18 protein-coding genes and 2 tRNA genes are annotated in these 18,112 nt (G+C 37.1%); 19 read left to right on the forward strand and 1 reads right to left on the reverse strand.

Annotated elements, in window-relative coordinates; translation table 11 throughout:
- The first annotated feature begins 3 nt into the window (after positions 1 to 3).
- From RK01_RS01380 to RK01_RS01460, 17 genes are all read left to right on the forward strand, one after another.
- A complete protein-coding gene (locus tag RK01_RS01380; protein WP_016171510.1) occupies positions 4 to 657 on the forward strand; it encodes a CBS and ACT domain-containing protein in 654 nt (217 codons plus the stop codon).
- A gap of 148 nt (positions 658 to 805) precedes the next feature.
- Positions 806 to 1,036 carry a DUF2969 domain-containing protein gene (locus tag RK01_RS01385; RefSeq protein ID WP_016171511.1) on the forward strand — a complete coding sequence of 77 codons (231 nt, stop codon included), beginning with the start codon at positions 806 to 808 and terminating at the stop codon, positions 1,034 to 1,036.
- 87 nt (positions 1,037 to 1,123) lie between these two features.
- Positions 1,124 to 1,207 (forward strand) — tRNA-Tyr (locus RK01_RS01390).
- A 1-nt stretch (position 1,208) separates the two neighbouring features.
- Positions 1,209 to 1,280, forward strand: a tRNA-Gln gene (locus tag RK01_RS01395).
- Between the two features lie 322 nt (positions 1,281 to 1,602).
- Positions 1,603 to 2,592, forward strand: coding sequence for an aldose epimerase family protein (locus RK01_RS01400; RefSeq protein WP_016171512.1), 990 nt, complete (start codon positions 1,603 to 1,605; stop codon positions 2,590 to 2,592).
- Positions 2,593 to 2,715: 123 nt separating this feature from the next.
- A complete protein-coding gene (locus RK01_RS01405; RefSeq protein WP_016171513.1) occupies positions 2,716 to 3,171 on the forward strand; it encodes a CopY/TcrY family copper transport repressor in 456 nt (151 codons plus the stop codon).
- A 24-nt stretch (positions 3,172 to 3,195) separates the two neighbouring features.
- Positions 3,196 to 3,405, forward strand: coding sequence for a copper chaperone CopZ (gene copZ, locus RK01_RS01410; RefSeq protein WP_016171514.1), 210 nt, complete (start codon positions 3,196 to 3,198; stop codon positions 3,403 to 3,405).
- Positions 3,405 to 5,597, forward strand: a complete 2,193-nt coding sequence (locus tag RK01_RS01415; RefSeq protein ID WP_016171515.1) for a heavy metal translocating P-type ATPase — start codon at positions 3,405 to 3,407, stop codon at positions 5,595 to 5,597. Before copZ ends, RK01_RS01415 begins: the two co-directional genes overlap by 1 nt.
- A 2-nt stretch (positions 5,598 to 5,599) precedes the next feature.
- Positions 5,600 to 7,849 carry a heavy metal translocating P-type ATPase gene (locus RK01_RS01420; RefSeq protein WP_016171516.1) on the forward strand — a complete coding sequence of 750 codons (2,250 nt, stop codon included), beginning with the start codon at positions 5,600 to 5,602 and terminating at the stop codon, positions 7,847 to 7,849.
- Positions 7,850 to 8,035: 186 nt separating this feature from the next.
- On the forward strand, positions 8,036 to 8,881 hold the full coding sequence (locus tag RK01_RS01425; RefSeq protein ID WP_016171517.1) for a YitT family protein: 846 nt from the start codon (positions 8,036 to 8,038) through the stop codon (positions 8,879 to 8,881).
- A gap of 15 nt (positions 8,882 to 8,896) precedes the next feature.
- On the forward strand, positions 8,897 to 9,613 hold the full coding sequence (locus RK01_RS01430; protein ID WP_016171518.1) for a GntR family transcriptional regulator, LSA1692 subfamily: 717 nt from the start codon (positions 8,897 to 8,899) through the stop codon (positions 9,611 to 9,613).
- Positions 9,614 to 9,647: 34 nt separating this feature from the next.
- On the forward strand, positions 9,648 to 10,949 hold the full coding sequence (locus RK01_RS01435; RefSeq protein WP_016171519.1) for a Sapep family Mn(2+)-dependent dipeptidase: 1,302 nt from the start codon (positions 9,648 to 9,650) through the stop codon (positions 10,947 to 10,949).
- A gap of 203 nt (positions 10,950 to 11,152) precedes the next feature.
- Positions 11,153 to 12,100 carry a glycosylasparaginase gene (locus tag RK01_RS01440; RefSeq protein ID WP_016171520.1) on the forward strand — a complete coding sequence of 316 codons (948 nt, stop codon included), beginning with the start codon at positions 11,153 to 11,155 and terminating at the stop codon, positions 12,098 to 12,100.
- Positions 12,101 to 12,162: 62 nt separating this feature from the next.
- Positions 12,163 to 12,495, forward strand: coding sequence for a PTS sugar transporter subunit IIB (locus tag RK01_RS01445; protein ID WP_016171521.1), 333 nt, complete (start codon positions 12,163 to 12,165; stop codon positions 12,493 to 12,495).
- 22 nt (positions 12,496 to 12,517) lie between these two features.
- Positions 12,518 to 13,876: a PTS cellobiose transporter subunit IIC gene (gene celB / locus RK01_RS01450; protein WP_016171522.1), complete on the forward strand. Its 1,359-nt coding sequence runs from the start codon at positions 12,518 to 12,520 to the stop codon at positions 13,874 to 13,876.
- A 16-nt stretch (positions 13,877 to 13,892) separates the two neighbouring features.
- Positions 13,893 to 14,408, forward strand: coding sequence for a GrdB-related putative oxidoreductase (locus RK01_RS01455; protein ID WP_016171523.1), 516 nt, complete (start codon positions 13,893 to 13,895; stop codon positions 14,406 to 14,408).
- Positions 14,409 to 14,702: 294 nt separating this feature from the next.
- Entirely contained in the window at positions 14,703 to 15,218 is a 516-nt protein-coding gene (locus RK01_RS01460) for a hypothetical protein (RefSeq protein WP_016171524.1), read from the forward strand.
- 37 nt (positions 15,219 to 15,255) lie between these two features.
- Here the strand turns inward: RK01_RS01460 and RK01_RS01465 are convergent, their stop codons facing one another.
- Positions 15,256 to 15,612 (reverse strand): hypothetical protein, encoded by a 357-nt coding sequence (locus tag RK01_RS01465; RefSeq protein ID WP_016171525.1) that lies wholly within the window; start codon positions 15,610 to 15,612, stop codon positions 15,256 to 15,258.
- A gap of 331 nt (positions 15,613 to 15,943) precedes the next feature.
- On the opposite strand from RK01_RS01465, the gene RK01_RS01470 reads away from it, so the two are divergent.
- Positions 15,944 to 16,675 carry an epoxyqueuosine reductase QueH gene (locus RK01_RS01470; RefSeq protein ID WP_016171526.1) on the forward strand — a complete coding sequence of 244 codons (732 nt, stop codon included), beginning with the start codon at positions 15,944 to 15,946 and terminating at the stop codon, positions 16,673 to 16,675.
- Between the two features lie 219 nt (positions 16,676 to 16,894).
- The gene (locus tag RK01_RS01475) at positions 16,895 to 18,061 is read left to right on the forward strand and encodes a pyridoxal phosphate-dependent aminotransferase (RefSeq protein ID WP_016171527.1); all 1,167 of its coding nucleotides are present in this window, start codon (positions 16,895 to 16,897) and stop codon (positions 18,059 to 18,061) included.
- Positions 18,062 to 18,112: the final 51 nt, after the last annotated feature.

Raw genomic sequence — 18,112 nt, forward strand, 5'->3', positions numbered from 1 at the left:
AAGATGAGCGTTAGTGATTTTATGACAAAAAACGTAGTAGTAGTGGCACCCGAAACACCAATTTTTGATGCCATTGATTTGATGAAACAACACGATATTCATCGTTTACCGGTGCTACAAAATGATAAATTGGTCGGCTTAATTACTGAAGGAATTATTCAAGAGGCAATGCCCTCAAAAGCGACTAGTTTAAGTGTCTATGAAGCCAATTATTTATTGAATAAAACAACAGTTGGTGATGTCATGGAAAAAAATGTTTTAACTATTGACCCAGATGCTTTATTAGAAGATGCCATATATAAAATGCGGGAAAATAAAATTGCAGTGCTCCCAGTAGTAGAGCAGGAAACAGTGACAGGGATTATTACAAACAATGATATTTTTGCAGCCTTTTTAAAAATTACCGGCTATAATGACGGCGGTACACGAATTAGTCTACAAATTGCCGATGATCATGTAGGAATCTTAGCAGAAATTACGAAGCTTTTAGCCGAACATGATTTTAGTATTTTAACCATCGTGGTGAATCGAATGGAACTTGCGACAATTGTTGAAATTCAAGTTCAGACCCGCAATGTTGAAAAGGTGAAAGAAGTTCTAACAAATGCTGGCTATTTGGTGACAGCCGCTGTTTTAACCAATGCCAATAATGAATAAAAATAGCTGAAGATGCCCAAACAAAGAGCACTTTTTAGGCACTTGTTGCGCCAAATAAAAATGTGATCAGTCTTGTTTGGGTATTTCATTTCCTTTTTATACCAAAGCACAAAAGAATGTGATAAAATACTTTAGCGAGGTGAGAAGGATGACAAAGAAAAAAGATATTGAAGTGAAAGTAGAAGAAGTAAAAAAAGATATTAAAGGTAAAAATTACACTGTGAATCAATTGTCAATTGGCAAAAAAGTTATTGGGGAAATTTTGACCATGAGTGAAAAAAATTATGAGGCTTTCTTGGGAGAAGAAGATTTAGGCGCTTATAAATCCCTTGATTTAGCAGTAGAAGCTGTCTTATTACAACATAATTTACATGACTAAAATTTCTGTAAAAAAAATTGAAATTACCACTTGCATTTTTTAGTTATTTTTTGTATTATAACTAAGTCAGGTTGATTAAAACCTTTCGGAGGAGTAGCGAAGTGGCTAAACGCGACGGACTGTAAATCCGTTCCTTAGGGTTCAGTGGTTCGAATCCACTCTCCTCCACCATTGGGGTATAGCCAAGCGGTAAGGCAAGGGACTTTGACTCCCTCATGCGTTGGTTCGAATCCAGCTACCCCAGTTTTTTAGCACATCTTCTCGTGAAGATGTGTTTTTTTTGTAGTTAAAGAGATTATAGGATTTCACAAGAAATAGCCGATATCCAGAAGCCTTACTTGCGGGCAGAAGGAGATCGTTCAGCTTTTCTTGTTGGCAATGGCTTTTTTAATGCAGGCAAGTGGTGTTGTCATTTTTTTCTATCCTTTTCAATTAGCAGAAAATATCGTTTTTAAATTTACTAAATGTTACTAAATAAATTGACGTTCTTCTTTACCACAGCTATACTAAATATGAGATTGAAAAGGCTTTTAGTCTATTTAGAAAAAACTAAAGGAGCGGTGGCAATGGCAACAGTTGAAAAGTTAACGAGTCAAGCATGGGATACTTATTATGAAGTGAAAAATGAAAATGGAGTAATTTTAGGATTACATCCTTTTGGCGCACGCGCGATATCATTAGCATTACCAGTTGATGAGGGGATGCGCGATATATTAGTTGGCTGCAAGAACCTAGTGGATTACAAAGAAAATAGCTATTATAACGCGGCCATTGGTCCGGTCGCCGGTCGAATTGCAGGCGCTCATTTTGAATTAGAGGGTAGCCATTATAAAACAGAGGCTAACCAAAAAGGCAATACATTACATGGTGGTTTTGAAGGGTTTGACCGACGAGAATGGTCAGCAGAACCTTTTACAACTGAAAAAAAAGCAGGTGTCGTTTTTACCTTGAAAGATCCCGACGGCTATCATGGTTTTCCAGGTAATTTAGTTGCTAAAGTAACTTATACACTATCTGATGATAATCATTATAGTTTCCAATTTGAAGCAACAACGGATAAACCAACGCTATTTAACCCCACCAATCACGGCTACTATAATTTAACCGGTACACCAAGTAATGCTATCGATGAACATATTTTACAAATCAATGCCAACTTTGTCGCAGAAACAAATGATGATGTTACCACTACTGGTAATAAGGTAGCCGTGGCTGGTACAAAATTTGATTTTGTTCGGGGGACTAAGATTGGAGCGACATTATTAGATGATCCATTTTTAATTGAAGCGAATGTATCTAATGCTCTAACTTTAACTGCACCTGATGGAAAAGTGTCCTTAACTCTGGTAACCCAGGCTCCTGCTGTCGTGATTTATACTACAGGTCAAGGGGAAGTGGGAACACAGATGAATACTGGGGTTATGACAAATCACGGTGCTGTCGCTATTGAACCTCAAGGTGTTCCAGGCACAGAGCTTTACCCACAATTTGGAAATATTACGTTGACACCAGAGAAAAAATATTCCATGATGAGTACTTTTAAACTTACTTTCTAATGGACAATACATCTTAGTAACCTCACTAGAAATTTTTAGTGAGGTTTTTACTTGACCATTTTCGTTTACAGTTGTAAACTTAAAAAGAAGTTGAGATTACATTTGTAAACGAGGTGAGAAGTAATGACATTAGAACCTGTCAAGATTAGTGATGCAGAATGGGAAGTTATGCGGGTTTTGTGGACGCTGAATGCCGCAACGGCTCATGAAATTGCTGAAATTTTAGCCGATAAAATGGATTGGAAATTGGCGACGGTTAAAACCCTCTTAGGGCGTTTAAGTAAAAAAGAGGTTATTTATAGTGAAGCGGATGGGAAGAAGTTTATCTATTATCCGAAGGTTTCAGAAACAGAAACTGTTCGCAGTGCGACTGAAAATCTGTTTTCTCATATTTGTGCCAAAAAGATTGGTTCAACTATTGCAGATTTGATCGATGATGCCCAGTTAACAGCACAAGATATAACTGCAATTCAAGCTGCTTTAGCTGCAAAAACGCCGGTAGCCAGTATCGCCTGCAATTGTATTCCGGGGCAATGTGAATGCGGAACCCATCAAGTAAAAAAACAAATGAAAAAATAATGATTAAGAAAAGAGGAAATAAAAATGAAACAAACATTTAATATTAGTGGTATGAGTTGTGAACACTGTGTAGCTCGAGTAGAAGGTACAATTAATGCTTTACCGGGAGTAAAAAAAGTCAAAGTTAATTTAAAGAAAAATAATGGTGTGGTGAAGTATGACGATAGTCAATTAACGAATGACAAAATTATTGAAGCAGTCACGGCCGCAGGTTATCCAACTGAGGTGGCCTAATGAATAATGAGCAAGTCGCAACATTTGTTATTACCGGAATGACGTGTGCCAATTGCTCAGCTCGGGTTGAAAAAGAATTAAACGCTCAACCGGGTGTGGCACAAGCTACTGTCAATTTGGCAACTGAAAAAGCTACTGTCCAATTTAAAGAAACAACCGCTGAAGTTTTAATTAAAAGTGTTGAAAATATTGGTTACGGTGCTATCTTAGATGACGAAGCCCATCAACAACAAGTAGCCGAAAAAAAACAAGCGCAGATTAAAAAAATGCAACGGGATTTAATTCTTAGTGTCGTTTTAGTCACCCCTTTAATGCTGGCGATGATTGCAATGTTACTTGGGGTTAATGCTTCGTGGGTGCATTTTTTTCATCTCCCTATTGTACAATTAATTTTGGTTACACCCATTCAATTTGGGGTTGGATTGCGCTTTTATAAAGGTGCATATCACGCTTTAAAAACGAAAGCACCCAATATGGATGTTTTAGTTTCTTTAGGAACAACCGCAGCTTTTCTTTTAAGTTTTTATAATGGCTTTTTAGGAGGAAACCCTCATGAGCTGTATTTTGAAAGCAGTGGGATGATTATTGCTTTAATTTTATTAGGAAAATATCTGGAAACCACTGCGAAAAATAAAACCAGTTCAGCAATTAAACAATTAATGCAGTTACAAGCCAAAACTGCTCGCGTTTTAAATGAAGATGGTAGTCAAAGTGAAGTGGCTATTGAAGCTGTGACAAAGGCAATGAAAGTTGTTATTTTCCCCGGGGAACAAATTCCAGTTGATGGTTTAGTTGTGAGTGGAAAGACAACTGTAGATGAAAGTATGCTAACAGGCGAGAGCATGCCAGTTGAAAAAGTGGTAAACAGTACAGTTTTTGGCGGTACGGTGAATAATAATGGCCAATTAGTCATTCAAACTTTGAAAGTTGGCAATGAAACGGTTTTAGCACGAATTATTCGCATGGTTGAAGATGCGCAAGGTCAAAAAGCCCCAATCCAACAAATTGCGGACAGAATTTCAGCAGTGTTTGTTCCCAGCGTTTTAGCAATTGCTATGGTAACATTAATTGTAACGGGACTTGTGAGTGGAAACTGGCAAGCAGCTTTGATTCATAGCGTGGCTGTACTCGTTATTGCTTGTCCTTGTGCGTTGGGTCTAGCTACACCGACGGCTATTATGGTAGGAACTGGCTTAGGAGCCAAAAATGGTATCTTAATTAAAGGCGGGGCGGTTTTAGAACAAGCTGCGCAATTAAATGCGATTGTTTTAGATAAAACAGGGACAATTACAAAAGGAAAACCTACTGTAACAAATTTGCATATAGCAGATGAAAATTTATTAACAACGTTAGTTAGTTTAGAAGCAGCCTCTGAACATCCTTTGGCAGCAGCAATCGTCCATTATGGTGAAGAAAAAAATATAACGCCATTGACTATTAAGCATTTTGAAGCTCTTCCAGGTTTAGGAATTAAAGGACAAGTGAATGGTAAAACTTATTTTGTCGGCAATCCCAAACTTATGGTAGATAAAGTCGATAAGGAAAACTACCTTATGAAACTAGAGCAATGGACAAAAGAAGGAAAGACTGTCATGTTGCTGTCAGATGAAAAAACAGTTCTAGGTGCAGTAGCTGTAGCAGATGAAATCAAACCAACTTCAAAAACAGCAATCAAAACATTACAAAATCACGGTATTGCTGTCTATATGTTAACTGGCGATAACAAAGCCGCCGCAGAATATATTGGGCATCAAGTAGGTATTGCGGCTACCAATATTTTTGCTGAAGTAATGCCAGCTGAAAAATCAGCCAAAGTGGCAGAATTACAACAAAAAGGTGCATTGGTTGGTATGGTAGGCGATGGAATCAATGATGCGCCTGCTCTTGCCTTGGCTGATGTGGGTATTGCCATGGGAAGCGGGACAGACATTGCCATGGAAACAGCAGATATAACTTTGATTCATAGCGATTTAAGTTATTTGGATCAAATGCTGCAATTGTCAAAAGCCACCATTAAAAAGATTAAGCAAAATCTATTCTGGGCGTTTGTCTACAACACAATCGGGATTCCTTTTGCTGCTTTAGGATTTTTAAATCCAATTATAGCCGGGGGTGCGATGGCTTTTAGTTCAGTTAGTGTTTTATTGAACTCACTTAGTCTCAATCGATTAAAACTAGAAAAGAGGGAGTAGTGATGAAAGACTCAAAAGAGATGAATGAAAAGATGCCTCATCATAATGAAGATGAAAAGAAGATGGTGCAGATGACCCATGAACATCATCAAATGGGAAAAAATACAGATAAACTACAAGATTCTGATTCGTATAACAACAATAGTGAGGCAGACAAAGATAGTACACACGACATGGCTCCGATGGCACACGATTCTGCAGAGCATGAAATGCATCACGATATGCACCATGATATGAGCCATAAAGGACACAATATGAATCATATGGATCACGAGATGAGTGGAATGGATCATTCTATGCATATGGGCAATTTTAAGCAGAAATTTTGGCTTTCCTTAGTCTTAGCAATTCCTATTATTTTACTTTCACCTATGATGGGAGTTAATTTGCCTTTTCAATTCACTTTTCCAGGTTCAGATTATGTTGTTCTAATTTTAGCGACAATCCTATTTGTTTATGGTGGTCAACCATTTTTAAGTGGGGCCAAAATGGAACTACAAATGAAAAATCCAGCCATGATGACTTTAATTGCAATGGGGATTTCTGTTTCTTACATTTATAGTCTTTATGCCTTTATTGCCAATCACTTTTTAAACACTAAACATGTAATGGACTTTTTCTGGGAATTGGCCACTTTAATTGTGATTATGTTATTGGGGCATTGGATTGAAATGAACGCTGTCAGCAATGCTAGCAGTGCGCTAAAAAAATTGGCAGAATTATTACCGGATACAGTAACTCGGATTCACGACAATGGTAAAGAAGAAAAAATTTCCCTCCAAGAAGTACATGAGGGGGATACTTTAATTGTCCGTGCAGGGGATAAAATGCCTACAGACGGTTTGATTTTAAAAGGTGAAACTACTGTGGATGAATCAGCTGTAACAGGAGAATCGCGAGGGGTGGTTCGTAAAACTGGAGATCAAGTGATTGGTGGTTCTGTTAATGGAGATGGCACCATTAACATTAAAGTGACCGGTACCGGTGAAAATGGCTATTTAGCCAAAGTAATGAAGATGGTAAAAGATGCTCAAGCCAAAAAGTCACACTTGGAAGCTTTATCGGATAAAGTAGCCAAATGGCTGTTTTATGTTGCACTAACTGCCGGCGTTTTGGCTTTTGTGGCGTGGTTAATCGCAGCTGATCTGCCGACTGCTTTAGATCGTATGGTAACAGTTTTTGTGATTGCCTGTCCCCATGCTCTAGGCTTAGCGATTCCACTAGTAGTAGCACGCTCAACTTCTTTAGCGGCTCAAAATGGATTGTTGCTAAAAAATCGTAATGCAATTGAAAATACTTATGATTTAGATACGATACTCTTAGATAAAACCGGCACGTTAACTGAAGGCACTTTTGCGGTTACTGGTGTTGAAATGTTGGCAACAGACTGGCAAAAAGATGCAGCCTTACAATATATTGGTGCTTTGGAAAAAAATGCAAATCATCCAATTGCTACAGGGATTATGAAATATATCAATGCTGAAAAAATTGAAGTACCAAATAGTCATGACCTGAAAAATATAGCAGGTGTGGGCTTGTCTGGAATGGTAGCAGATCATCATCTTTTGATTGCAAACGATAAAGAACTAACCAAGCGTAGTCTATCTGTTCCAAAAGAAACACTAGCACCGTATTTAGCACAGGGAAATACAATCAGCTATTTATTTGTCGATGATAAATTAATCGCGCTAATCGCTTTAGGTGATAAGGTAAAACCTGAAGCAAAACAATTTATCCAAGCTTTAAAAGATCGAGGAGTAGAACCTGTGATGTTAACCGGTGACAATCAAGAAGCTGCCTCGGCCGTAGCCAATTATTTGGGTATTGATAATTTTCATGCAGGTTTGTTACCAGATGGTAAAGAAAAAATTGTCAGTGAAATGACAAAATCTGGTAAAAAAGTGGCCATGGTTGGGGATGGTATTAACGATGCACCCGCCCTTGCCCGTGCTACAGTGGGGATTGCCATTGGTGCCGGGACAGATGTTGCTATTGATTCAGCCGATGTGGTGTTAACCAATAGTAACCCGGAAGATATTTTACATTTCTTGGATTTATCCAAACAAACGCGCAATAAAATGATTCAAAATCTATGGTGGGGAGCGGGATATAATATTATCGCAATTCCTTTGGCTGCTGGAATTTTGGCTCCAGTTGGCATTATTTTAAGTCCAGCTGTAGGGGCGATACTAATGTCGCTTAGTACCGTGATTGTAGCTATTAATGCGATGACTTTAAAAATAAAAAAATAGAATAACAAGAAAGCTGCACATCATTTTTTTCGTGATGTTGCAGTTTTTTTGTACGTTTTTTGAATTTGTAAGTTCAATTAAGCAGTGGTACGCAAAAAAATGAAGATTAAAAAAAGAGAGGAAAAATCGTGACAGTATATACTTTGTAGTATATACTAAATGTCGAGAGGAATCTGGAGGTGTTTTATGCAACAGCAACGAATAAAAAAAGGACTAATCGCCATTTTATACGCTTTTTTATCAACTATTGCATTAAATATGTTTTGGATACCAGGCAAAATATATGCGAGTGGTATCACGGGCACAGCGCAGCTTTTATCACAAGTGTTGGCAGATAAGTTACACTTTGATTTTTCTATTCCGTTACTGGTCTTATTTTTTAATATCCCATTGTTAGCGGTTGCAGCTAAAGCGATTGATCGTGAATTTACTTTGTTTACAATTTTTGCTGTTGTTTTAACCTCTATTATGATGAAAATAATACCGGTCGTCAACTTATCAACAGATCCGGTGATTTGTGCGGTTTTTGGTGGTGTTCTTCATGGTTTCTCCGTGGGTCTCACGCTAAATAGCGATTTTTCGACGGGAGGATTAGATATTCTCGGCATTTTAGTTAAAAAAGCAACCGGTCGCAGTATTGGTTCGTTTTTTATTTTTTATAATGTGACGTTGCAAATCTTTGCTGGTTTAATATATGGTTTCCCCTATGCTTTTTATAGTGCTGTTTCCTTTTTTATTAGTGGGCGTATGGTCGATTATGTGAATGCCAAACAAAAACGAGTGCAAGTGATGATAGTAACTGAAAAAGCATCCTTGTTAACAGGTGTTTTGCAAAGTTATTTTCAACGAGGGATTACAGTAATTAATAATGTTGAAGGTGGATTTGACCACCAGCAAAGAAAATTATTATTATTAGTTATCTCTAAGCGGGAACTAAAAGCAGTAGAAAAAGTGATTGCTGATTTTGATCAGCACGCTTTTATTAGTGTAGCATCAGGGGTAAGCGCCAACCGCACCTTTTATGAGTGGTAAGAAAGTAGGGAAAAGATGAAAAAACAAGCAGTATTTGAAGAGATTGCCGCAGAAATTGCGCAACGTGTCGGAAATGGAATCTATGTTACGAGTCAAAAACTACCTTCTGAGTATGATTTAGCAGAAGAATTTCAATGTAGCCGTCTAACTGTCCGAAAAGCAGTAGATTTATTGATTAAACAAAACATTTTGATGAAAGAAAAAGGCAAAGGTACATATGTCATGAAACAACCCAAAATTCAAAGTGGTTCCGGCGGTTTACAAAGTTTTACCGAGACTGCTAAAGCACAAGGGAAAACGACGCGTACTGAAATCTTACATTTTGAAACGGTTACCCACTTACCCGAGAAAATTTATCAGGCTTTTGGCGCCTATGCAAATGAAGAAATTGTTTATTTGGTAAGACGACGCTATTTTGATGAAGAGCCTATGACAATTGAAAATTTATATATCTTAAAGCGCTATCTAGGGGATTGTACAAAAGAACAATTACGCGCTTCTTTGTATCAAGTGATTGAACAACATATCGAAATTGGCTATTCTCATCAAGAAGTCGAAGCGGTAAAAGTCACACCGGATTTAGCAAAATTATTGGAAGTGGCAACAGATGAACCTTTACTGCTCGTTCATTCGATGACATATTCTCCTTCTGCAAAGCCAATCTTGTATGATACTTCTTTTTATCGTGCCGATAAATATACTTTTAAGAATACTTTAGTAAGACAAAAATAGTATTTAAATAATTTTGAAAAAGGAGATTAAAAAGATGGATGAAGTTAATAAACTCATTGAGGAAAACTGGCCTGATTTGTTAAAAGTTTTGCAACAAGTCATGCAAGTTCCCAGTGTTAAAGGAAAACCTGAATTAAATGCACCTTATGGGATTGAACCGCGGCGTGTCGTTGATTTGGTTTTGGATTTAGGCAAATCATATGGGTTTAAAACAGGTATAGTAAATAATGCTGTGGGGTATGTTCAGTGGGGAGAAGATGAAGACTATATCGGAGTGTTAGGACATCTAGATGTCGTTCCAGCTGGAAATGGTTGGGACTTTCCACCTTTTGATTTAAGTGAAAAAGACGGACGCTTTTATGGTCGCGGTATTTTGGATAATAAGGGGCCTATCATGAGTTGTTTTTATGCGCTAAAACTGCTAAAAGATGCCGGTTTTAAACCACAAAAAACGATTCGAATTATGTTTGGAACCGATGAAGAAAGTGGGATGTCTGATATTCCCCAATACTTAGCCAAAGAAAAACCACCTGTTTTTGGTTTTACTCCCGATTGTAAATATCCGGTGGTTTACGGCGAGCGTGGAATTGTAAATATCCAAATAGCAACAAATTTTAAAGCTGAAGAATTAAAGGTATTAGGGGAGTTTAAAGGCGATCAAGCCAGAGATCACGTTCCAGATGAATTGAGCGTTACTGTAAACCAAAATGAAGTGACTGTAAAAGGAAAACGTGCGCCTTCAAATGCGCCTGAATTAGGCGTGAATGCCATTGTTTTATTAGCAGAAAAACTCACAAAAGAAAATGACTTAAGTGTCGCGTTAAAGCAATACTTTACTTGGTTAACCAAGGTATTAAAAGACCAACATTATGGTGAAGGTCTTGGTTTAGCACTGTCCGATGAAGATTCGGGAAAATTAATTTTAACCCCAGTTATTTTACAAAAAAATAGCGAAGGTTTGTCATTGGAAATTGCTTTTCGCTATCCTGTTTCGTCTACTCAAGAAGAAGTCGTAGCCGGTGTGTTAAAACAAGTACCAAAAAATTCCACTGTAAATATTGTTCGCAGTTTACCCGGAATTCGTCACAAAAAAGATTCACCTGAAATTGAAAAGTTATCCGCTATTTATGCGAAAGTAACCGGTAATGATAGCCGTCCTGTAACGACTACCGGGGCTACTTATGCGCGGAAAATGCCTAATATCTTAGCTTTTGGTCCTTCATTTCCCGGGCAAAAAGGAATCGCCCATAATGCCAATGAGTACATGGATGTCAGTGATTTAAAAATGAACTTGGAAATTTATCTTCGCAGTATTCAAGCGCTGTTAAGCAAATAGGTAAAGAAAAGACTAGGGAGGATTTTTTCCTAGTTTTTTTTGGGGAAAAATAAGCAGCAAGAAATTGAAAACGCTTTTAAAAAATGATAAAAGGATAAAAAAATTGAGATAAATTAAAAAACAGTATAGACATACTGGTATATACTATATAGAATATACACAAGTAAGAAAACGCTATACTGATTATATAGGAGGAAAAGAGTATGTGGGGAATTATCGCAACATGGCGAATGGCGCATGATGGAATTGTGGCAGCAAAAGAAATGTTAACAAAAAAAGCCACTGCCGGTGACGCTTTAGAAACAACAATTAAAACCGTAGAAAATTATCCGTTTTATAAATCTGTTGGCTATGGTGGCTTGCCAAACGAACAAGGAATTTTAGAAATGGATGCAGCCTTTATGGACGGCGATACATACAAAATTGGTGCAGTGGCTGGAATTGTAGATGTGGCAAATCCGATTTCCGTTGCTCGTAAATTGAGTGAGGAAAAATTTAACAGTTTTCGAATTGGTCAAGGTGCCACAGAGTATGCCATGTTAAATGGTTTTGAAATCAAGAATATGCTGACACCACGCGCACGAAAAATCTGGGAAAAACGAGTAGAAGAAATTGCCAAGTCAAATTTGAGTCCTTATGATGGTCACGATACAGTGGGGGTTGTGGCTTTAGATGAACACAACAGCATGGCGGCTGGCACATCAAGTTCGGGTTTATTCATGAAAAAAAGAGGTCGTGTTGGCGATTCACCATTATCAGGTTCTGGCTTTTATGTAGATAGTGAAATTGGTGGTGCTGCGGCTACGGGACTAGGGGAAGATTTAATGAAAGGCTGTCTTTCTTATGAAATCGTCCGTTTGATGAAAGAAGGAATGTCCCCGCAAGCTGCTTGTGATTATGCAGTCTATGAATTTAGTGATCGTCTGACAAAACGCTATGGTAAAGCAGGGGCTTTTTCACTTGTCGCTCTTGATAAAAAAGGACGTTGGGGCGTTGCGACAAATGTAGAATTTACCTTCAGTGTTGCAACAAAAGATGAAGAGCCAGCGATTTATATTGCCAACCCTGGCCCAAATCAAACAACGGTAATCGAACCTATCACACAAGAATGGTTAGATGCATACGAAAAACGGATTAAAGCACCGGTATAAACAACGTGTTTTTTTAACAGGTTGCTGTAAATAAAAATAGGTAAAAATTAGGAGGAAATAACATGTCAACAAAGAAAATTTATTTATTCTGTGAAGCAGGAATGTCAACAAGTATTATGGTGAATAAAATGATGACAGTGGCAAAAGAACACAATATGCCAATTGAAATTGAAGCTTTTCCAGCAATTCGAGCAGAAGAAAAAGTGGCTGAAGAAAAACCAATTGCTATTTTATTAGGCCCACAAGTACGCCATTTGGACGACAAAATGAAATCCACTTTTGAACCACAAGGAATCCCTGTGGGCACGATTGCCACTGAAGCTTATGGCATGATGGATGGTGAGCGTGCGCTAAAAGATGCGTTGAAGTTAATCAAAGAAAATAAAAATAAATAAAAACTAAACAGGAGGCGTTAAAATGCAAAAGTTTCTGAACTGGTTGGAAAAAGTTTTGACACCAATGGCAAAAGCAATCGGGGAAAATAAATATTTAATTGCTATTCGAGATGGTTTCTTGCTTTCTACTCCTTTGTTAATTGTTGGTTCACTATTCTTAGTTTTAACTAATTTCCCAATTCCAAACTGGAATGAAATGATGAGTTCTTTCTTGGGGGATAACTGGGCTTCAATGTTAAATATGCCGGCAACTGCCAGCTTTGATATTATGACAATCTTAGCTGTAGCCGGTATTGGGTATAGCTTAGGTAGACAGTTCCATGTGGATGCGATGCAATCAGCTATTATTTCATTGGTTTCTTTTTTCATCGTAACGCCATTTTCCACTCCTTTTACTCCAGAAGGTGCGACAGAAGTTTATGATGTTGCCAGCTTACCTTTACGTTGGATGGGATCAAGTGGTTTGTTCTTAGGCATGGTTGTGGCATTGGTTGCAACGCGGATGTTTGTAGCCCTGTTAAATAAAGGCTGGACGATTAAAATGCCAGATGGCGTGCCGCCAACTGTTGTTAAATCTTTTGAAGCATTAATTCCAAGTTTTGTAATCGTAACAGTTATGATGATTGCTAATTGGATTGCACATGCAACACCTTATGGGAACTTACAAGAAATTCTATTTAAATTTTTACAAACACCATTGTTAAGTTTAGGAAATACATTAGGTGCAATGATTATTGCTTATTTGTTCTTACATTTCTTCTGGTTTTTTGGTATCAACGGTTCTTCTGTTGTGGGTGCAGTTTTTAACCCAGTGTTGCGCGCATTATCTGTAGAAAACATGGATGCCTTTAAAGCTGGAAAAGAAATTCCTAATATCATTACCGGTCAGTTTCAGGATATGTTTGCAACCTTTGGTGGCGGTGGATCGACGTTGTCCTTGATTATCGTAATGATTATCTTTTGTAAGAGTCAACGTATTAAGAAATTATCCCAGTTATCATTAGTACCAAGTATCTTTGGGATTAATGAACCGATCATCTTTGGTTTACCAATTGTGTTAAATCCGATTATTTTAGTACCGTTTGTGTTGGTACCAACGATTAATATCATTATTTCTTATTTTTGTATGGATTTAGGCTTAGTAAATTATACCAATGGGATTCAATTGCCATGGACTACACCACCGATTATTTCCGGATTTTTAGTGAGTGGCTGGCAAGCTGCAATTTTACAGGCTATTTTAATCGTGTTGGGAATGTTCATTTATTACCCGTTTATTAAAGTAATGGATGATCAATATCTAAGAGAAGAAAAAGAAGCTGGCGAGAAAAAAGAAGACGATGACATCAGTTTTGATGATTTTGACTTCGACGACTTATAAGAATCAGGTGATGTAATTGAAAAAAATTATTTTAATTTTAAATCATGTGCAAGCAGGCATGGGTAGTGATGAAAATGCACAATTGGCACCCAGTGGAAAAAAAACTGCTTTAGGTCCGGGACAAACCTTGAATCCACTCTTTAAAGAACATGACGCAGAGATTATTGCGACGCTGTTTTGCGGGGATCAATATTATGAAGGACATCAAGCGGAAGTGCAGAAGAAATTTATTGGATTTGCTAAAAAATTCGGGGCTGATGCTGTTTTATGCGGGCCTGCAATGCACTATCCTTATTTTGGCGAAATGGCAGCCAGCCTTGCAGAAGCTTTGAATAAACATGGTATTCCTGCAGCAGCTGCAATGTCAGAAGAGAATCCAGCAGTTGAAAAGTATGAAAAACGAGTGGCAATTATAAAAATGCCTAAAAAGGGCGGAATTGGGTTAAATGATTCCTTCAAAAATATGGCGGCCTACGTTTCAGCTTTGGCTAATGGAAAAGAGACTCAAGAAATGCAAAAAATGCTGTTTTAAATCACGAATACGAGCGCACCACGACAAGAGCCGTGGTGCGCTTTGTCACGAATTGTGTAAAGGAAAAGTTGGCATGGAAAATGGTTAAGTACGACAAAAGCAAGTGGTAAATAGAGAAACAGTTTCAAGAAAAACGCGATTTTGTGATATTTCCCGCAACTTTAACGTATTTGACAGCATTTGTGCTATAATGTGTTCGTTGAACTACTTTGCTATGGAATTGATAAATAAAAAAAGCAGTGCTTCTTGATTACTGCCTTTTCTATAGTGGGAATTTTTCAAGGAGGAAGCAATATGGAACTGAAAAAGTTAGAGGTGCCGACGACTTCTATTACCGAAGTGAAAAAATCTCCAATGGATGTTTTTAATCAGGCCCGAGAAGCAGGGACAGCTGTTTACGTTTTTAATCGTGAAAAAGTGGCAGGTGTGATGCTGACTCAAGAACAATATGAAAATTTACTAATGGAACTTCATAATCGCCCTGAAGTAGAAGAAGATGCTTTACAAACAGCTGACGGATTAGAAGAATTTCTAGGTAAAATGCGCAGTGCCTTGATTACCGGAGCTACTATTTCAGCTAAAAATTTAGATGAGCGGATGGTAGCATTAGGCTTTATCACGCGTAAAACCGGGTTTGGTGGTGTAGTTGATATGATTTCTGAACTCAAAGAGAGTGGAAAAATTGTCTATCAATTACGGAAAAAACATGAAGGCAAAACAATTGTTGCTGAAGTTATTGGGGAGCAAGATAGTACTTCTAGTTTATTTGACAAATTGATTATAAAAAAAATTCATTTAAAAGAATTATAAAAAACTTCGCGATCTTAAAAAAGATCGCGAAGTTTTTTTATTTGGAAAGATGAATTTGTAAACTCGTAGCCCAAATAATGCCAATCACTTGAGGAATCAAATACAATAAAGATAAAAATAAGACCAAAAATGCAGGATTAAAAGGTTGATAAAAGAAATGCCACTCAGGATGCTGCGCTTGTAAAATAACGGAAATTACTGTAGAAAGAATATTGCCTAATAACCATAAAATTAAATGATCGCACGCTTTGAAATAAAACCCCACAGCCAAAGAAAAAAGTAAGGTAAATAAAAAACCAAACATGGAATGAAAATATGTATCAAGAAGCAAGGATAAATAAACAAAAGGAATTGCAAAAAACATTACGGGGAGTTTTAAAAATGTTTTTGACATCATGTACCTCCTGATTTAATATGAATGAGCAGTCATGCTGGAAGATGACTACTTTAGTCAATCTATAAATTCATTCTAGGCACTAAAAATGATAAAAACAACGTTATTTAATAGGATTGTTCTAAAATTAATAAAATTCTTATTCATTTCTTTTATAAATGAAATACAACGCTTTTTATTTTTTCGATATTTTGGTGCGGATAAGATTAAATTAAGGTTGTTGGGGTAATTAATTATGATCCGATTACATTCGCTATAAAAAAGAGTAGTTGGTATAAAACCTGCAGCCTTTTTGAAATATCTGTTATTTAGAGAGTAAGGAGATAAGTTGATGATTGAAGCAGATCAAATTTTAGATAAAATGAAAAATCAAAAAATTAATTATGATTATGTTTTACGAAAAATGATTACAGTGTGGGAAAAAGAAGAAAAACGCCCTAATATTTTAATTCATAGTTGTTGTGCTCCTTGTAGTACGTATACATTAGAGTTTTTAACGCAATATGCCGATGTGACCATCTATTTTGCTAATTCAAATATTCATCCCAAAAGTGAATATGAGCGTCGTTTAATCGTTCAAAAGAAATTTGTGCAAGATTTTAACGAAAAAACAGGTGCCGCTGTGGGGTTTATTGCAGCAGAATACAAGCCTAATGAATTTTTGGCAATTATTAAAGAAAATCACTTGCAAGATGAACCTGAAGGTGGCAAAAGATGTACTGCTTGTTTCCAGATGCGCTTAGATTTAGTTGCTGAAGAAGCGTTAAAAAGAGGATATGATTATTTTGGCAGTGCATTGACGATTTCACCAAAGAAAAATGCGCAATTAATTAATCAAATTGGCATGGATATTCAAAAAATCTACAGCGTCAATTACTTGCCCAGTGACTTTAAAAAGAACAAAGGCTACGAGCGTTCCATTCAAATGTGCAAAGAATATGATGTTTATCGCCAGTGTTACTGTGGTTGTGTTTTTGCAGCAAAGCAACAAGGGGTAGATTTGAAAGCTGTAAATAAAGAAGCGAAAGCTTTCTTAGCTAAAGAATCAGAATTAACAAAGTAATGTCGCAATCGATTTTTACGTTTATTTTACTTAAAATGAAGAAGTTGTTCTAAAAAGCTAGGCCAAGACCCCGCTTTAAAGGCAACTTTTTTCTTTTTGTGTGACACGCGGGCAGCAGATAAATGAAAATTTCATTGCCGCTTCTTTTTATTTTGTGGTAGGATAAAACATAAAATGTAAAACATCGTCAAAAGCTACTATCTAAAAGGAGTGAAGCAGATGGATTTAACCCAGCGTTTTAATAAACAAGTTTATCAAATTGCAGTATCTTTAATTCGTCAATTTGATGAAAAAGTTTCGGGCATCGAAGATATTTTAAAATTGACTTTGGGAGAACCGGATTTTAATACACCGGATCATGTAAAAAAAGCTGGTAAAGATGCGATTGAGCAAAACTATAGTCACTATACAGGGATGTCTGGTTTAGCAGATGTTAGAGAAGCCGCTGCCCTTTTTTTAAAACAAAAGTATCAACTTTCATATGATTATACTAGCGAAGTTTTAGTCACTATTGGCGCAACTGAAGCCATTTCTGCTTCATTATTGGCTATTTTAAATCCGGGGGATAAAGTTCTATTACCAGCGCCCATTTACCCTGGTTATGAACCTGTAATCACTTTAGCGGATGCGCAACCAATTTATATGGATACTACTGCTGATGATTTTGTCCTTACGCCGACAGTGTTGGAAAAACATTTACGTGAACACAAAGACGCAGTTAAAGCGGTAATTTTAAACTACCCAAGTAATCCAACCGGCGTCACTTATTCCAAAGAGCAAGTCAAAGCATTAGCAACTGTTTTAAAAAAATATCCTGTCTTTGTGATTAGCGATGAAATTTATAGTGAGCTTTCCTATGATGAAGAACATGTCTCCATTGCTGAATTTTTACGGGAGCAAACAATTCTAATTAATGGTTTATCAAAATCACATGCGATGACGGGTTGGCGAGTAGGGTTTATTTTTGCTCCCCAAGAGCTGACACGTGAAATTATTAAAGTCCATCAGTATTTGGTGACAGCAGCATCGACAATTTCACAAAGAGCGGCAGTCCACGCCTTAATTGAAGGTATCGATGATGGCTTGATTATGAAAGAAGAATATCGCGTACGGCGGGATTTCTTATATGAAAAAATGACAGAATTAGGGTTTAAGGTGGCAAAACCAGCGGGAGCCTTTTATCTGTTTGCGAAAATTCCCGAGCAAATGGAACAAGATTCGATGAAGTTTTGTGTAGATTTAGCACAAAAAGCGAAACTGGCAGTTATTCCGGGGATTGCTTTTGGTAAAGAAGCAGAAGGGTATATTCGCTTAAGCTATGCTGCAAGCATGGAACAACTCGAAGAAGCTATGAAACGTCTAACAAAATATTTTTCACAAAAATAATGAAAATGATGGTAGCCCTGTTTTACATTTCAATTTCCAGACTGAGATGTA

The organism is Enterococcus dispar ATCC 51266 (genome assembly GCF_000406945.1).
Taxonomy (GTDB): Bacteria; Bacillota; Bacilli; order Lactobacillales; family Enterococcaceae; genus Enterococcus_C; species Enterococcus_C dispar.

Excerpts from the sequence above, each read along its gene's own strand:
- RK01_RS01380 (WP_016171510.1), top strand. The coding sequence starts at position 4 with ATGAGCGTTAGTGATTTTATGACAAAAAACGTAGTAGTAGTGGCACCC.
- RK01_RS01385 (WP_016171511.1), top strand. The coding sequence starts at position 806 with ATGACAAAGAAAAAAGATATTGAAGTGAAAGTAGAAGAAGTAAAAAAA.
- RK01_RS01400 (WP_016171512.1), top strand. The coding sequence starts at position 1,603 with ATGGCAACAGTTGAAAAGTTAACGAGTCAAGCATGGGATACTTATTAT.
- RK01_RS01405 (WP_016171513.1), top strand. The coding sequence starts at position 2,716 with ATGACATTAGAACCTGTCAAGATTAGTGATGCAGAATGGGAAGTTATG.
- copZ (WP_016171514.1), top strand. The coding sequence starts at position 3,196 with ATGAAACAAACATTTAATATTAGTGGTATGAGTTGTGAACACTGTGTA.
- RK01_RS01415 (WP_016171515.1), top strand. The coding sequence starts at position 3,405 with ATGAATAATGAGCAAGTCGCAACATTTGTTATTACCGGAATGACGTGT.
- RK01_RS01420 (WP_016171516.1), top strand. The coding sequence starts at position 5,600 with ATGAAAGACTCAAAAGAGATGAATGAAAAGATGCCTCATCATAATGAA.
- RK01_RS01425 (WP_016171517.1), top strand. The coding sequence starts at position 8,036 with ATGCAACAGCAACGAATAAAAAAAGGACTAATCGCCATTTTATACGCT.
- RK01_RS01430 (WP_016171518.1), top strand. The coding sequence starts at position 8,897 with ATGAAAAAACAAGCAGTATTTGAAGAGATTGCCGCAGAAATTGCGCAA.
- RK01_RS01435 (WP_016171519.1), top strand. The coding sequence starts at position 9,648 with ATGGATGAAGTTAATAAACTCATTGAGGAAAACTGGCCTGATTTGTTA.
- RK01_RS01440 (WP_016171520.1), top strand. The coding sequence starts at position 11,153 with ATGTGGGGAATTATCGCAACATGGCGAATGGCGCATGATGGAATTGTG.
- RK01_RS01445 (WP_016171521.1), top strand. The coding sequence starts at position 12,163 with ATGTCAACAAAGAAAATTTATTTATTCTGTGAAGCAGGAATGTCAACA.
- celB (WP_016171522.1), top strand. The coding sequence starts at position 12,518 with ATGCAAAAGTTTCTGAACTGGTTGGAAAAAGTTTTGACACCAATGGCA.
- RK01_RS01460 (WP_016171524.1), top strand. The coding sequence starts at position 14,703 with ATGGAACTGAAAAAGTTAGAGGTGCCGACGACTTCTATTACCGAAGTG.
- RK01_RS01465 (WP_016171525.1), bottom strand. The coding sequence starts at position 15,612 with ATGTCAAAAACATTTTTAAAACTCCCCGTAATGTTTTTTGCAATTCCT.
- RK01_RS01470 (WP_016171526.1), top strand. The coding sequence starts at position 15,944 with ATGATTGAAGCAGATCAAATTTTAGATAAAATGAAAAATCAAAAAATT.
- RK01_RS01475 (WP_016171527.1), top strand. The coding sequence starts at position 16,895 with ATGGATTTAACCCAGCGTTTTAATAAACAAGTTTATCAAATTGCAGTA.